Source organism: Chryseobacterium tructae, from assembly GCF_030409875.1.
GTDB classification, from domain to species: domain Bacteria; phylum Bacteroidota; class Bacteroidia; order Flavobacteriales; family Weeksellaceae; genus Chryseobacterium; species Chryseobacterium tructae.
In genome coordinates, this window is sequence record NZ_JAUFQR010000001.1 from 1,185,985 (window position 1) to 1,200,721 (window position 14,737).

Below are 14,737 nucleotides of genomic sequence, written 5' to 3' on the forward strand. Positions count from 1 at the left end.
TTTTTCATTCAGATTGTTTACACCATGTAAGTAAAATTAATATATGAAGTATTATTCTATTGTACTCTTTGTCATCTTGATGCAGGCTTGTGATAAGAAAAAAGAAAACAAATCTATTGTGCCATCTAAGACCGAACTAAAAGAAAGTAAAGGTAAAGCAGACTCTATGGTAAACCATACCAATCAGATTTCAGAGACAATAAAAGAAGGTCAGGATGATGTAATGTTGGCTGAAGATATACGATTTAATGGTAAAGTCAAAAGAATTTTTGATCTTAATGATTTTGAAAAGGTTTTCGGAAAGGCAGATAGTACTAAACTGATGGCCGATGAGCAGCCATGTGCCTATATTTTTGAAGATGGAACTATAAATGATCAATATCTGTATAAAAACGGATCCTGTTTTGAAAATAGTGAGAAGAAAGTAGGGGTGAATGAATTCAGATTTCTCAATGGAAATTTTATTCTATATAAAGGAATCAGAATAGATGCTAAAACAACAATGGAGGACATTAAAAAGATATTTCCCAATTCAGTACGAAATATAGATCATTTGGAACGTTTCGGGCAAGGGGAGCTTCCGGTGATCAGATTAAGGGAAGATCAAGATGGAATCTCTGATGGACACATTAATATGTACTTTAAAAACAAAAATATCTATTCAATTTCATGGTGGTTTCCTTGCTAAATGAAGACACAGAATCAATCAGAATTTAAAAAGTAGAATTAAAAAATGAAAAATATAGGGGAATTTTCTGCAGATGGTTATGGCTTGGCAATTATTTCAACAGACCTCTTTACCGAATATCTTAAGGAGAAGAAGTGCAGGGGGAAAAAATTGTTATCTTATTTTGATCAACATAAAGATCTTTTTTTGACTTCCATTAAAGATGGACGATTCCTGCCATTCTATCAGATTAGTGTTTTCGAATATACCATTTTTACTTCAGTAGATGAGAAAAGTATTGAATTTCCACAGGAATATGATGAGGTTTTCCGGTATAATAACTTTTTTCTTGAAGTAGGAGATTTGGAACGAATTTGTTTTGCAAGTTTTAATTACCTGGAATACCGCCTGGAAAATATCAAACAGAATATAACAGATAAGGAAGATCAAATTCCGACAGGAGCAGACGGACATCTTGAATCTTATTTTCCTGCAAAAGGTTTTGATCTGCCCAAAGGAATTTATGAATTTGATCTGATTGGATTGGAGCGGAAGGAAAAATGGGAAAGGGAAAGTGAAAATTATGCTTATGCATTTGTTTTTCGTAGAAATGGAAAAGCCGAAAATCATAATTTTGAGAAGGCAGATAATGATTCTCATTGTTTTGATATTGTGGGTTATAAGAAACAATTGAATACAGAAAATTAATAAGAATACAATCACCAAAATATTGAAATGAAGCTGACAAAATACTTTTCATTATGTTTTCTAATTGGATTACAGTTTGTATGCTATGGACAAACACAATCAGGAAACCAGTCGCTGCAAATAAACGCTGAAGCATTTACCAAAAAAATGATCCATCTGATTACACAGAAAGATTATGCTGCATTAAATAAACTAACGACTCCAAAAGTCTACTGTTATCTGTGTTTTGAAGAGACTCCGGGAAAGAATGCATTCATTAAGAAAGATGTTTTTTACACACAACATGCTGGTGAAATTTTTAACAAAGATCTGATTGAAAGACTGGATCGTAATGAAATAAAGTTCTCCTATGACGGATCTGATCCCGGATTCAAAGACAGAGATTATATCGTATTGTATACTACTTATCGTCCGAATGAATTTGGAGATGGTCATGAAGGGGCTCAATTTGTATTTTGGTTAAAAGAGGAAAAAGGGAACTTTAAACTTTCAGGGATTGAAACAATACCTTAAAGATCAAAAAACATCATGAAAATAAGTTCAATTCTTTTATTTTTTGTCATAATCGTTGGATTCCGAAGCATTAAAGCAAATGATCATCCTGTCAGTACAGGTATTGACAATACCTATTTTAAACATTCCTTTCATGGTACAGATACGTTGCGGGTTTCTCAAAATGATACTGCTGTATTCAGAAAAGAGGAATTTATGATGAAGCATCCTGAAAGTAATCCTAAACCATCAGTACGCTATGAACTAATCAGTCCCAAAGATGGAACATATTATTTTATTTATAATGATAAGAAGCAATTGGCAGAAGAAGGAAAATACACCGCTCAGTACAAATATGAGGGAATTACTTATGATAAGGGAGGTTTCTATAATTCAAAAACTTATTTTTATAAGACGAATGGCCATTTGAAAACAATCCATTATCAGGAAGATGGAAGAAACCTGAAGACTGAATTTTTTGATCAAGATAAGCAGTTAACCCAAATAAGATACTTCAATAAAAGATCATCAGACACCGATAAAGTTGAATTTTATAAAAAAGGGAAATTAAAACAAACCCGTATATATACAGCTTTTAATACCTATTATACGATAAAGGAAAAGTAATCATCTCTTATAGATTGCGTGCCGTATTCAACATCCAATTACAAAAGCCATCACCACCACTCCATAAACAGCTGAGATATAATGCCGGAATAATAAAACATAAAAGAAAAGGAAGATCTATAAGTGCCGTTTTATACTCTTTCTTCCTTAATCTGATGATGAAATCTGTCATAAAGCCTATAAATAAAGAGAATAGAATAAAAGTTAACAAAAGCGCTATTCCTAATCCAACATCCGTAGGATGCTCTTTTTTACGATTGTTCTGAAATGCTATTTCAGCAAAAATATATAGGCATATTAAAGGAATGGCAGTAACCAGCAGACGTTTCAAAAAAGGCTTAAGAATTTTCATAGAAATAGAGTTGCTAAAGTGAATTTATCTTTTTGAAGTTTTAGGTCTTATAAGATAGTAGAGCTGATTTTCTTCGTCAATCAGTAACAAGTAATCGCCGTTTTTCGGCTGGTATACAAAATAAGAAAAAGGATCTCTGACCTGATTGCCGGAAGAATCTATGAAGACATCCTGCTTGTAATGCACTATTTTCTTGGGCATTTTAATAGAAAAATAAGAAGTTCCTGTCCATCCTTTGTGATTGGATCCATTTCCGGTTCCCCAGCTAAGATTTTTGAGGCTCCAGAAAGTACGATCACTCCATTTTTCTTTTTGAACATGTTCTCTTTTGATAATTCCGGAAGGCTTATCTACCTCATAACCGGAATTTCCATAGTTAATAGCCTTTTTGTTGGGAGTGTTTTGGGGATAGCCATGCCAGTCTTTTTCCGCATAAAAGTAGTTCCAGACATTATCTTTAAATACAGTCAATTTATATTTATATTCATTCCCTGTTGTATCAGAATGAATGATATCATCATACATATATTCTCTTTCTGCAGTAATAGCTTTCGTCTCTGCTACTGAAAATATTTTAGCATCGTTTATATTTTTATAGGGATAATGGGTTGTATCCCCATTTTTTATCCAGTTAGTATAAGTATTCTGATCTACATCCAGAATATAATCATTGAAGGTTTGGTAATTATGAATTCCTTTTTCAGTATTGTATTTGTATTGGAGGCTATCTGTTATTTGTCCTTTCAGATTGATTTTATACCATGTATAGATATTATCGGCACCTTCTTTTTTAGAATCATGATCTCTTTTGGTAATGATGACAATAGTACTGTCGTTTTCCTGGATAACAGGCTCATGGATGCCTCGGGAAAGCTTAATGATTTCATAGTCATTATCTTTCAGGCTATCTAATGTAGTATATGATTGGTATTGTTCCGGAAGTTTTTCTGATCTCAGTTTATACCGTTGATAATACATCTCAGCATCAGGTAAGATGATAATGGCAACAATAGCAATGCCCCAGAATATAAAAGATTTCTTTGTGAGATTAAATTTCATCGTAGGTTTTTTAGTTTTTTATGAGGGAAGGCAAAATACGATAAAATACAGAATATTGAAAATAAAATGTGGTCAAGAAGTACATTTAAGTATATTCTTTAGAGCATTTATAGCGATGATAGTCCGTTTTTAAAAATGAAAATAATCATTTCCAGAACTTTCGAATTGATACAATAGAGTTATACCTTATTTCAAAAGTTTAAGTAGTTCTGCATTTTTATGGGCTTTAGCCATTTGTAAGATTGTCTTTACGGAAACGGTGCCATTATATAATATATATCAAAAGTGATTCTGGACTTTTTATCAGCTCCCTGAGACGGAAGATATTTTCTAATTTTAGTATCATCTTTTTCTAAGCAAGCAATAAAGCTTGATGTCCGTCATAATTGAAAAATCGATTGGTGAATCTTTTGTTTTTAGAGGGATTTTTTTGATGAATTCCAAGCCTTTGCTTTTTACAGCCAATAATAAAAGTTTTCAAGGTGTGATAGAAAAGACAAACCTGTAATGAGAACTGGCTCACCACAGGTTTCATCTAATCAATATAATCCAGTTATAGGATTTCCACCTCTTCCGGAACGATAAATAGGATGATACATCCGTTTTCAGATCGTACCGAATGTTTGAAATTGGGTGGAGTATATAAATAATCTCCCTTTTCCAGATGTCCACCAGCAATAAGAGCATCACCTTCCAGAATAAAAAGTTCTTCTCCTGCAGGATGATTATGATAGGGATAGCTTGCCCCAGCTTCAAACTTTAAGAGGATTGTAGTAGATCTGTTTTTCTCGGGATCAAATTTTAATGATTTTACAAAAATGCCTTCATAATGAATTCCTTTTTCAAGTAAAGGCTGCCATTCTTTTTGCTCTGTTTTTACAATGTAGTCATAGATGTTAGTGTTCATGATATTACAATTTTAAATTATTTTATGATTGATGTAAAAGTTGTTCTAAAGACCAGGAATATCTAGGAAAAGTACTCAATAAGAATGCACCGGCACTGAAAACAAAAACAGAATAATCCAAAGGTTCCTTACAACCAAAAGAAATACTCATGGCGACAGCAAAGACAAAAGTAAGAGCAGAACCGAACAAAGCTGCGTTACGGATCTTATATCCTGTAAGAAGTAAAAAACCAAGGGTAAATTCTGCAATGGTAGATAAAACAGCAATAGAGGGAACCCATGAAAGAGGTAAAAATGAATTCACTTCAGCGGTATAATGAACAAAATTTTTCCAACCGGAAGATGAGTTTCCCCAAAGATTGAGTCGACTGGCCACTGCAGATAAAAATCCAGTTGCTAAGGCTATTCTTAATAAAAAAATGGCGATGTCTTGTCTTGTTTTCATCATGATAATTGTTTGATCTTATTGACAGGTACAAAGTTCAGAGAAAGAGCACTTCTAAAGAATAGACAATTCCGGGAAAAGCATATAATATTTGATAGAAATGATTTTTTTTAGATGGATTTTATTTAAAAAAAAGTGATTCTTATTGTGTTTTTTTTATAAAAATGTGGTATATGTTTTTATTTGTGTTGTGATTATGTAATGTTTTTTGATTTTTATGTAATCTAATTGAATTGTTATTAAGTAACTTTATTTCACAAAATATTGAGACATAATTAGAATAACATTAAATCTGAAATTATGGAAAAGCGTCTTACTGAAAAACACCCTTTGTTATCATTATTAAACGATTTAGGTATCGTATTCTATGCAGGAGTAACCGGGGGTGGGGTTATTCATTTTCTGAAATATATTTCGCAATATTCAGAAGATAAGGTAAATGAGCCATCTTTTTTGACCATTGGTGAGTATGTCGCGGGATTTATCCCTTTAGGATACTTTTTAGCAAGCAGGAAAGTGGCTTGTGGAGTGGCAACTACAGGTGCTGCTACCAAACTCCTTGCCTGTGGAATGAGTGATGCCAAGCTGCATAATATTCCTTCAATATATGTTGTCCCTGAAACTGATATAGAGTATACATTTCCGGGGGCATTACAAGATACCTCAGTATTTGGAAGCAATATGGTTCATCAGATAATGGCAGAATTTCCTAATTCAACTTTTGTGCTTAATGAATTTTTTTCTTTTCAAAATCATGCCCAGAAGATTCATGAGTTTCTAAAACAAAGTCGTCCGATCATCTTTATCCTTTCCAAACATACCACACGTCTTCAGTATGAAAATGTTTAAAGTTAAAAGAACCCGAAAATTCCGATCATAATAATAGGGAGCTCTTGCAGGAGGTGAGATCATTTGTGTCAGTATTCAGATCAGCAATTCATCATCGGAGATTAATTATTATGGTGGGGGAAGAACTTTTTCACTGCGCTGATGCAAAAGTTTTGACCACTCTTTTGAGTGAAGGTCTACAAGCTGAAACTATTTGGAGCATGAATGGAGCTAATTCTGTGAGTCGAAAGAATAAATATGGATTTGGTCATATTGGCTTTGGTGGAAATGATCTGGCAATGGATATTTTTCAATCTATTAATGAAAATGATTGTGTTTTACTTTTAGGAATATGTCCTGATGAATATACAACCAATTTTAAACAGCTTACCGCTGCTGAAGTTTTTTATGTAGGTCAGGCAGGTGAGGTCTATGGGTTGGTGGATCATAAAATGACTTATTTTATAAAAGGAAATTTTCATGCAATTCAAGGAGATCTGTCGTTGATATTAAATGAAATGGTGAGTGATATTCAAAAAGGAGGATATACCCATATTTTGGCATCGGAAGCTCCTCAAAACCTTAATAAAGAGAATTTTCAAGCCGCAAGAGAAGGATATGTTGATATGGCAGATTTTTACCTGCAGCTTGATGAATTATGGGCTGAAAACTCAATAGCATTTTTAGATGTTTGCCTAGCTTATAAAGATCATCAATATGTAATTCCGAGACCTAATGATCATATAGATTTTATATCTTTATATAGAGGATCAGCAATGGGAGGAGCATTTGGGCTCGCAGTCGGCGCTAAGATTGGCGCACCAGAAAAGAATGTTTTTTGTTTTACCGGAGATGGATGTTTTCGTTTATTTGCGGGAACTATGGCTGAGGTTTCTGATTTGGGAATCGTCGTTTTTCTTTTGAATAACCAAACATTAGGGATTGTATCTCAGGGATTACGTAAAATTCTTCCTGATGTTATTGAAGAAGGTTATCATTCTGTTGTTAAAGAAGTAGATTATTGTGGAATAGCCCGTTCTTTTGGTTGGAAATCATTTAAACTAAATCCGGATTTGAGCAACTTATCTACGATCTTTGAAGAGATAAAACCAGATATGAAACAGTCTGTTTTCATTGAGTTAGAGGTTGATCCTGAACAACAATTAGGGAAAAATCCAAGATTAGCCAACTTATAATTACATTTTTACTGCTTTCTGGTACTCTTTAGGAGATTTTGAAGTGTGTTTTTTAAAGAAATTTGAAAAATAAAAAGGATCATTGAAACCAAGTTGGTAGGCAATTTCTTTAACACTTAGCTTTCATACAACAACAATCTTTTAGCTTCAGAAATGGTAAGGCTATAGATTACATTCTGGGCCGTTTTATTGGTGTGAAGTTTAGATACTTCATTTAATTTAGCCTCTGTAGTTGTCAATACATTTGCATGATAGGAGACAGGATAGGTATTGGAGAAATTATGACGAACACTTTCTAAAAACTTTAAAAACAATGCATCCGGCTTCCATATTTCATCACCATTGGCAATTTTAGAACGGTTAATTTCTACTAAAAGTAATTCTACCAAAGAATGAGTTGAGGTCAGGTATTGGTAGGGCTTTTCGTGGATTTCCTTTTCAATCATGTTGAGAGTATCTGTGAAAAAATCTGGGTGCTGAATGGTAATCATTTCATTCATTCCAAAATGACAGAACAATCCGTTGTGAAAAATCAATTCAATATCACTATCGCTTTTACAGAAAAAATCGAGGGTAAATTCAAGAGAGGTGAGATCGCCTTCCACAGAAATTAACTGATGAAACTGTCCGGAAGTAATGGTAACGGTTTGACCGCTTTTCAGGAGAAAAGTATTCTCGTCAATCAGAATTTCAGCAGTCCCGGTATTGCACCAGAACAAAGTATACTTTACCACCCGTCGTGGCGCCGGATGTCCTTCCTGATGAGAATATTTTTTTACTTCAATCATTTTTATTCGTGATAATGGTAAGTACCCGATAGGGCTGAATCTTTTCACTAAATTACAAAGACTTCGGGATTTAGTGTCATATTTAATAAACGATTTTTGTTTGAGAAAGAAATTATTATTTTTCAATGACGGTCTCAAAAAAAGCATAATCTTTATTTTTTATATTTTTGCCGCTGAAAACTAATATACTATAAAAACGATATGCAACTTAAATTGCCTTTCCATTTCGATATGGAAACTGCAGATCCTGATGATTCTATGACCCTTGCTATTTTAGCAACCCATCCAAAAGTTAATTTGGTAAGTATTTCTGTACATCCGGGAGGAACAGATCAAATTGGCTTTGTACGCCATGTTTTACGAATTCTTGATAGAGAAGACGTTCGCATTGGAGCTGGAACTCCCAAATCTATAGCTAAACGTGTTTCGGGGTTTTACCGTGACTGGGTAGGGAATTTTGAAGATTCCAATGCAGATGATACTGCCGCGAATATTATGGCAGAAACACTTCAGAAATTTCCTGATTGCACTTTGCTAACCGGGGCAGCACTTACGAATCCACATTCTTTATTGGAAACCGGAGTATTCTTTAATCGCTGGTTTTGCCAGGGAGGTTTTGCAGGAGATAATATTGTTTCAAAGGAACACCGTCTGGAGAAATTTGATGGAAAACTTGTTTGTGCGACTTTTAATCTGAACGGTAACCCGCTTGCGGCTGAAGCTTTGCTTTCAATCCCTATGGCTGAAAGACGAATGATTAGTAAAAACGTTTGTCATGGGGCTGTTTTCACCAAAGAAGATGCTAAACTGCTTATTCCGTTTCGTAATCACAACAAAGGGCTGGATCTGTTTCTGAAGGCTGTAGAACTAAAAGAGAAAGCACTCCATGATACAGTAGCGGCTTTACTGGCAATTGATCCCTCTAAAGCAAATTGGGCAGAAGTTATCCCGTACAGAAAAAAAGGAGAGTGGGGATGCCTGGAAGCAGAAAAGCATCCGGAAAAGAGTATGTCATTAATCACGACTTATATCCCAGATTTAACAGATCTTTGGATGGTGATAAAACCCTAAGTATTATCATAAAAGGCGAAGAACGCTAAAAAAAGCCTTCTCCGCCTTTAAAATTATTTTCCAAAATATATCTGATCTTGCTTCTGCTGTTCATTATAAATGATCTGGAAGCTTACAGGCATATATTGATAAAGGAGTTTCCAATGAGCGATCTTAGCATGTTTTTTAAAACTTTCAAAAGATCTTACAAAGATATTTTCGATCATTGTTCTTACATAGGAATTTCCGTTTCTGTAAAGTCCGTCCATCAGTTTGATGTGATGGGCAATAATGTTGATCTTTGATTCCTGCAACAGACCTTTCAGATAATTAACTGTCATTTGCATAATTCCTGCAAAGTTATCCTGTACAGACAACTGTATGATTTCATTGCGAAGTCGCGGATAGAAAAATTTTAAGTATTCAACAGCTATTTTTTGATTAATAGTTTGCATTTGTACTTTCATCATAATTAAGAATTTTTCAAACACTTTTTATTGCAGCGAAATGTATACCAAAATTTAAAGACATGCTGCAAAAATAAAAACCCCTACAATCACAGCGATGTGAGTGAGTAATATCTCCGAATTGTGTCTGTTAGTCGTGTTTTTCCAGGTTTTCCAATCGGAAATCCTTCTGATTTTGTTTTTCATAATCTATTGATTGTGAGTTATTTTTAATTTTGTTTAATTTAAACACTTTGTAATGAAACAGTCTAAAAATGTAATAAAAGCTTTATATACCATGACTGTAAATTTGTCTTGAATAGCTGTTTTTCAGGTCTGAAGAAATATGACTGAAGATCATTTGGCGGTATTCTTTGCTGCAAAACGCTGTAAAATTGTCCAAAGAGTAGATAAAAGTGTTCTCAATAGCATTTTTTAACAACGTATCTCCATTAAGGTACATTTTGTCAATCTTTTGTAAACTTTTGAACAACAGATTACTGTCATTCTGGCGGATCATATTTTTGATACGTTCTGTGAAAGTCCTGATCACACTGTATGAGTTAGGACTTTTCGTTTTATTCAATTCTCTTTCAAAGTCAGGAAACAGTTCATTGATTTCCTGTACAGCTTGTAAATAGTTCATAGTATACATTGTTAAATATGGTTTTGTTCCAGCAATTTGATGAAGCCTCCAAACATGAAAATGATTAAAAACGCGATAAATAACAGGTGATAAGGCTTTAACCATTTAGGCGTTTGTGGGCCTCTGCTTTTTAATCTTCTTAATTTGTCTATTCTGTTCAATGTTTTCAAGTCCATTTTTGTATGTTTTGAAAATCATGATGCCAATGGTGTACCTTTGAATATGAAATTGATTTAAGATATTGATAATTAATGCTTTGTTGATTTTTAATTGAAGATTTGAATTAAAAAAGCATTTCAAAATGATAAGGATTTTATCAAATTGGAAGAAACAGGAATTGTTTTACCCTCTAAAGGTTATGAATAAACTTGTTTTTGATGAACCACAAAAGTCACAAAAGAGTTTAAACACTTAAGTTATCTTTAAGTGACAAGCTTGACGCATAAGAAGTACACATAAGCTTTAAAATCTTAGATTTTCGTCTTATATGTGCTTTTCAATAGTGTTATTTTAAACTTTTCAAGTGAACTAAAGTGTTTTTTAGAATAAAACTTTTGTGACTTTTGTGGTTTAAATATGGGTCTCAAAAGAATTATGACACTTAAGTTATTTTAAGATAGAAGCTTTTATGAGAACTATTTTCAACTTCTCAAGTGAACTAAAGTGTTTTTTAGGATAAAACTTTTGTGACTTTTGTGGTTTAAATATGGGTCACAAAAGAATTTAAACACTTAAGTTATTTTTAAGTGACAAGCTTGACGCATAAGAAGTATACATAAGCTTTGAAAATCTAAGATTTTCATCTTAAGTGGACTTTTCAGGAGAACTATTTTCAACTTCTTAAGTGAACTAAAGTGTTTTTAGAATAAAACTTTTGTGGTTAAAATATTGGTTTCAAAAGAATCATAACACTTAAGTTATTTTAAAATAGAAGTTTTATGTGTACTTTTCAATAGTGTTATTTTAAATTTTCAAGTGAACTAAAGTGTTTTTGAAATAAAATTTTTGTGACTTTTGACTTTGTCGAATCTTCGATTTGTGGTTTAAAAATTCAGTACAATCAAACCTGTTTTTCAGTTTCATGTGAAGAATAGAATGAATATCTTTGCAATCCAAATATTCAGAAGATGTTTTCAAAAATTATAGTACACAGAGTCGGAAATAAGATCAACGGAGATTCTCTAACGCTTTCCCAAGAGGAATTGAAGTTGGAGGAAGGAATGGCAGAGATGCTTGAAGATTACTTTTTAGGATCATTCAAGTCAGAAGAAACTTTTCATTTTTACAGTGACACTTACCTGGTGAATAACCCGGTTTACAGTGCGGTATCTGAAATTTTTGAAGATAAATCCAAATTTATCTGGGAGTCTGAGAATATTGCAAAACACCTTTTCGAAGCGGCTGAAAATCCTAGAGTTCAGAGTGGAGAATTGTTTATCGTTCTTTTTGAAGACGAAAGTGATCGCCCGGACAGAGTAGATAAGATCGGGATCTTTAAAACGGAAAAAAGAGAATCATTCCTGAAAATTAATCCATCAGAAGAAACATTTGATATTGAAAAAGATCAGGGAATTGGTTTGTCTAAAATTGATAAAGCAGCTTTGATCTACAACAATAATAAAGATACAGGATATGTACTTTCTGTGGTTGATAACAACAAAAACGGAGATATGTATTACTGGTTCGAGGATTTCTTAAAAGTAAAACAGCGTGATGATGAGTATTTCCACACTCAGGAAGCACTGATGGTTTACAAAGATTATATCACGAAGCAACTTCCACAGGAATTTGAGGTTTCAAAAGCTGACCAGGCTGATTTCCTGAATAAATCGATCAATTTCTTTAAAGAAAAAGAAGAATTCAAATTAGATGAATTTGCTAATGAGGTATTGGGCGATGAGCACGTGATTGAAAGTTTTGTAAATTTTAAAACCGATTACGAACAAGACATGCAGGTAAATATTGCTGAAGAGTTCCCTATCAGTGAAGCTGCAGTAAAGAAAACCCAGAGACACTTTAAAAGTATTATCAAACTAGATAAAAATTTCCACATCTACATTCATGGTGACAGACAGAAACTGGAAATGGGAGAAGATGATAAAGGGAAATACTACAGATTGTATTTCGAGAAAGAAGTATAGCATAGAAAAGTTTTCGGGGTAGCATTCCTGATTGTAATAAGTTGGAAGTTGGAAGCTGGAAGTTATGAAGGCTATAAGAACAGCTATTCGTTTGTTTTTATCCTTTTTAAGGTGAAATTAATGATGTCATTGACTATTAGTAAATTATAACTGAAAGTAAGTTCCAGCTTCCAACCTTTGTGTTTAACTTACTTAAACCGACTTAGGTTAAAAATAATATCATAACTTTATCACTATCACAAAATATTAGTTATGAAATTTATGCTCATTTTCTGGACGGTTTACATGTTGGTTTTCTGCATACCGTTTCCTATTTTCTTGTATATGATGATCGAGGAAGTAAGTACAGAACCGAGAAATTCATTAGCCGTGAGCTATGGATATCTCGGTTTTTCTGTTGTTGTCTGGTTGTGTGTTATGTATTTTCTAATCAATAATCTTCTTATAAAAACTTTTAAAGAAAAAAATCGCATCAGTCATATCTCACAAAATGGAATTCCGAGAGATGCTGAAATTATAGATTATAAATTGGTGAAATACAATCCAAAGACCAATATCAATATGATTCATATTGTTCTTTCCTTTCAGAATCTCAGAAATGCACCTATCCGACAAGAAATGATGTTTTATGATACTAAACCACAGGAAAAAAGATTTGAGAAAGGTAAAATAATTAAAGTCCTTTTAAATCCTGTACCATCCAAAGAACCTTATTTTATTTTAAGTGGTATGCAGACTAAATTTAAAATCAATAATCTGACGGTAAGGCTTGTATTTATTGCATTTATGATGGTTTATATAATAGGTCTTTACAGCTATTTTTATAGGCGGGAATCTTTTAATTTCGGGTGGAGGTTTCTGACTTTTGTACATCCTATTATTCTTAGTGGTGTAATATTTTTAGTTACAATATTAATAGTCAATTATATCGTTGGAAAATTTGTGAGAAATAAAAAAGATGAAAAAATTCTTTTTGCTGGAAGGAATACTGAGGGGCAACTTATGAGTGTGAGTGAGACCGGATTAATGGTCAACGACCAGCCACAGCTTATATTTCAGGTCGGTTTTAAAGACTATAAAGGGAATGACCATATTGCTGTTTATAAAAAGGTTGTTAGTCTTTTAAACCTTTCCTCTGTACCAAAATCAGGAACTATAGAGATTATATATGATGAGAATGATCCGAAGAAGATTATGATTCCGAAGATATTTTAAAAGGCAGGAAGTTAATCTCAGTCTATTAATTTATCATTATGACTCTGTCATTCTGAATGAAACAAAGTGAAATGAAGAATCTCTGTATTATAATTTGATATAGAGATTCTTCCTTCGTCAGAATGACAGCGGTGTTAAACTATACCCATCAGAAATATTTATTCTAAACTTACGTTATTATGTTTATTCTCTAAGTTACCCCCTATGAAAACAACCATCATCGATTTATCGAAACCTATTCAATACAATGCAGGAGATCCATGGTTTATGAGGGTGAAAATCAAACATAAACCTCATAAAAAGTCCCATTGGTTGATTCGTCTCGCATTGGATCTTCCGTTCAGGCTTTTTCCTAAAAACTGGACAGGTTGGGCAGATGATACGATTAAAAATATGGGACTTCATGCGACAACCCATATTGATGCACCATGGCATTATGGGCCTGTTGTGGAAGGAAAACCTGCTAAAACAATCGATCAGATTCCCTTAGAATGGTGTTATGGAGATGGTATTGTCATAGATTGCAGTCATAAAGAGGACTTTGTAGCCATCACAATAGATGATCTTAAAAAAGATCTCGATAAAAACGGAATCATTATTCAGGAAGGGAATATTGTTTTAATAAGAACCGATAGGGACAAGCTTATGGGAACTTCCGATTTTGTAGAAAAAGGAACAGGAATGAGCAAAGAAGCTACAGAATGGCTGATTAATCAGGGGGTAAAAGTGATGGGAATTGATCAATGGGGATGGGATTTACCACTAAAATTTATGGCTAAGAAAGCCAAAGAGCTCAGTGATCCGGAATACTTCTGGGAAGGGCACCGTGTGGGAATTGAAAAAGAATATTTGCATATAGAGCAGCTTACCAATCTTCAGGCATTACCGCCTTCAGGATTCAAAGTATGTGTATTTCCTTTAAAGATCGTTGGTGGTTCTGCCGCTCCGGCAAGAGTAGTGGCCATGATGGATTAATAAAAATCGATCAAGTGCAAAATTTGATTATTGGTATAAATCTATACTTTTTATTGAACCAACAGATTATTTTTTAATCGCAAAGAAAGGTGATTCAAATGTTTTATTTTAGGAAACTAAGAAGTGCGACTTTATCGCTGAAGAAGCTTAGTGGATATAAAAACTTTGCGTTAAATTAAATACCAACAATATGAT

General features: G+C 33.4%; 20 protein-coding genes. 10 read left to right on the plus strand and 10 right to left on the minus strand.

The features are described 5' to 3' along the window. Nucleotides 1-43 precede the first annotated feature (43 nt). The 4 genes from QWZ06_RS05715 to QWZ06_RS05730 are packed head-to-tail and all read left to right on the plus strand — an operon-like array spanning nucleotide 44 to nucleotide 2,494. A complete protein-coding gene (locus QWZ06_RS05715; RefSeq protein ID WP_290296350.1) occupies nucleotides 44-688 on the plus strand; it encodes a hypothetical protein in 645 nt (214 codons plus the stop codon). Between the two features lie 45 nt (nucleotides 689-733). Continuing rightward, nucleotides 734-1,375, plus strand: coding sequence for a hypothetical protein (locus QWZ06_RS05720; protein WP_290296351.1), 642 nt, complete (start codon nucleotides 734-736; stop codon nucleotides 1,373-1,375). A 27-nt stretch (nucleotides 1,376-1,402) separates the two neighbouring features. Next, nucleotides 1,403-1,888, plus strand: coding sequence for a hypothetical protein (locus QWZ06_RS05725; RefSeq protein ID WP_290296353.1), 486 nt, complete (start codon nucleotides 1,403-1,405; stop codon nucleotides 1,886-1,888). Nucleotides 1,889-1,903: 15 nt separating this feature from the next. After that, nucleotides 1,904-2,494, plus strand: a complete 591-nt coding sequence (locus QWZ06_RS05730) for a hypothetical protein (protein ID WP_290296355.1) — start codon at nucleotides 1,904-1,906, stop codon at nucleotides 2,492-2,494. A gap of 7 nt (nucleotides 2,495-2,501) precedes the next feature. On the opposite strand, the gene QWZ06_RS05735 is transcribed toward QWZ06_RS05730, so the two are convergent. From QWZ06_RS05735 to QWZ06_RS05750, 4 genes are all read right to left on the minus strand, one after another. Beyond that, nucleotides 2,502-2,846 carry a hypothetical protein gene (locus QWZ06_RS05735; RefSeq protein ID WP_290296357.1) on the minus strand — a complete coding sequence of 115 codons (345 nt, stop codon included), beginning with the start codon at nucleotides 2,844-2,846 and terminating at the stop codon, nucleotides 2,502-2,504. A 24-nt stretch (nucleotides 2,847-2,870) separates the two neighbouring features. Continuing rightward, nucleotides 2,871-3,905 carry a hypothetical protein gene (locus QWZ06_RS05740; protein WP_290296359.1) on the minus strand — a complete coding sequence of 345 codons (1,035 nt, stop codon included), beginning with the start codon at nucleotides 3,903-3,905 and terminating at the stop codon, nucleotides 2,871-2,873. 553 nt (nucleotides 3,906-4,458) lie between these two features. Then, complete coding sequence (locus QWZ06_RS05745; RefSeq protein ID WP_290296360.1) at nucleotides 4,459-4,812, minus strand: cupin domain-containing protein; 354 nt, start codon at nucleotides 4,810-4,812, stop codon at nucleotides 4,459-4,461. 22 nt (nucleotides 4,813-4,834) lie between these two features. Next, nucleotides 4,835-5,260 (minus strand): DoxX protein, encoded by a 426-nt coding sequence (locus tag QWZ06_RS05750; RefSeq protein WP_290296362.1) that lies wholly within the window; start codon nucleotides 5,258-5,260, stop codon nucleotides 4,835-4,837. A gap of 297 nt (nucleotides 5,261-5,557) precedes the next feature. On the opposite strand from QWZ06_RS05750, the gene QWZ06_RS05755 reads away from it, so the two are divergent. Next, nucleotides 5,558-6,106 (plus strand): thiamine pyrophosphate-binding protein, encoded by a 549-nt coding sequence (locus tag QWZ06_RS05755; RefSeq protein ID WP_290296364.1) that lies wholly within the window; start codon nucleotides 5,558-5,560, stop codon nucleotides 6,104-6,106. 110 nt (nucleotides 6,107-6,216) lie between these two features. Continuing rightward, on the plus strand, nucleotides 6,217-7,281 hold the full coding sequence (locus QWZ06_RS05760) for a thiamine pyrophosphate-dependent enzyme (RefSeq protein ID WP_290296366.1): 1,065 nt from the start codon (nucleotides 6,217-6,219) through the stop codon (nucleotides 7,279-7,281). Here QWZ06_RS05760 and QWZ06_RS05765 read toward each other — a convergent pair whose 3' ends face one another. Beyond that, nucleotides 7,282-7,386 carry a helix-turn-helix domain-containing protein gene (locus QWZ06_RS05765; RefSeq protein ID WP_290301303.1) on the minus strand — a complete coding sequence of 35 codons (105 nt, stop codon included), beginning with the start codon at nucleotides 7,384-7,386 and terminating at the stop codon, nucleotides 7,282-7,284. Nucleotides 7,387-7,397: 11 nt separating this feature from the next. After that, complete coding sequence (locus QWZ06_RS05770; RefSeq protein WP_290296369.1) at nucleotides 7,398-8,069, minus strand: cupin domain-containing protein; 672 nt, start codon at nucleotides 8,067-8,069, stop codon at nucleotides 7,398-7,400. Between the two features lie 201 nt (nucleotides 8,070-8,270). On the opposite strand from QWZ06_RS05770, the gene QWZ06_RS05775 reads away from it, so the two are divergent. Next, nucleotides 8,271-9,140 carry a nucleoside hydrolase gene (locus QWZ06_RS05775; RefSeq protein WP_290296372.1) on the plus strand — a complete coding sequence of 290 codons (870 nt, stop codon included), beginning with the start codon at nucleotides 8,271-8,273 and terminating at the stop codon, nucleotides 9,138-9,140. Between the two features lie 53 nt (nucleotides 9,141-9,193). Here QWZ06_RS05775 and QWZ06_RS05780 read toward each other — a convergent pair whose 3' ends face one another. The 4 genes from QWZ06_RS05780 to QWZ06_RS05795 form a co-directional block, all read right to left on the minus strand. Next, on the minus strand, nucleotides 9,194-9,589 hold the full coding sequence (locus QWZ06_RS05780) for a DUF7674 family protein (protein ID WP_123857288.1): 396 nt from the start codon (nucleotides 9,587-9,589) through the stop codon (nucleotides 9,194-9,196). A gap of 51 nt (nucleotides 9,590-9,640) precedes the next feature. Next, the gene (locus QWZ06_RS05785) at nucleotides 9,641-9,772 is read right to left on the minus strand and encodes a hypothetical protein (protein ID WP_262511434.1); all 132 of its coding nucleotides are present in this window, start codon (nucleotides 9,770-9,772) and stop codon (nucleotides 9,641-9,643) included. 82 nt (nucleotides 9,773-9,854) lie between these two features. Further along, nucleotides 9,855-10,211, minus strand: a complete 357-nt coding sequence (locus tag QWZ06_RS05790) for a DUF7674 family protein (RefSeq protein ID WP_290296375.1) — start codon at nucleotides 10,209-10,211, stop codon at nucleotides 9,855-9,857. An 11-nt stretch (nucleotides 10,212-10,222) separates the two neighbouring features. Then, nucleotides 10,223-10,387 (minus strand): hypothetical protein, encoded by a 165-nt coding sequence (locus QWZ06_RS05795; RefSeq protein ID WP_290296383.1) that lies wholly within the window; start codon nucleotides 10,385-10,387, stop codon nucleotides 10,223-10,225. 951 nt (nucleotides 10,388-11,338) lie between these two features. Here QWZ06_RS05795 and QWZ06_RS05800 point away from each other — a divergent pair. The 3 genes from QWZ06_RS05800 to QWZ06_RS05810 all read left to right on the plus strand — a co-directional run bounded on the left by QWZ06_RS05800 (nucleotide 11,339) and on the right by QWZ06_RS05810 (nucleotide 14,542). Further along, nucleotides 11,339-12,352, plus strand: a complete 1,014-nt coding sequence (locus tag QWZ06_RS05800) for a nucleoid-associated protein (protein WP_290296385.1) — start codon at nucleotides 11,339-11,341, stop codon at nucleotides 12,350-12,352. 252 nt (nucleotides 12,353-12,604) lie between these two features. Beyond that, nucleotides 12,605-13,567: a hypothetical protein gene (locus tag QWZ06_RS05805; protein ID WP_290296387.1), complete on the plus strand. Its 963-nt coding sequence runs from the start codon at nucleotides 12,605-12,607 to the stop codon at nucleotides 13,565-13,567. A gap of 204 nt (nucleotides 13,568-13,771) precedes the next feature. Then, nucleotides 13,772-14,542, plus strand: coding sequence for a cyclase family protein (locus QWZ06_RS05810; RefSeq protein WP_290296389.1), 771 nt, complete (start codon nucleotides 13,772-13,774; stop codon nucleotides 14,540-14,542). Nucleotides 14,543-14,737 lie beyond the last annotated feature (195 nt).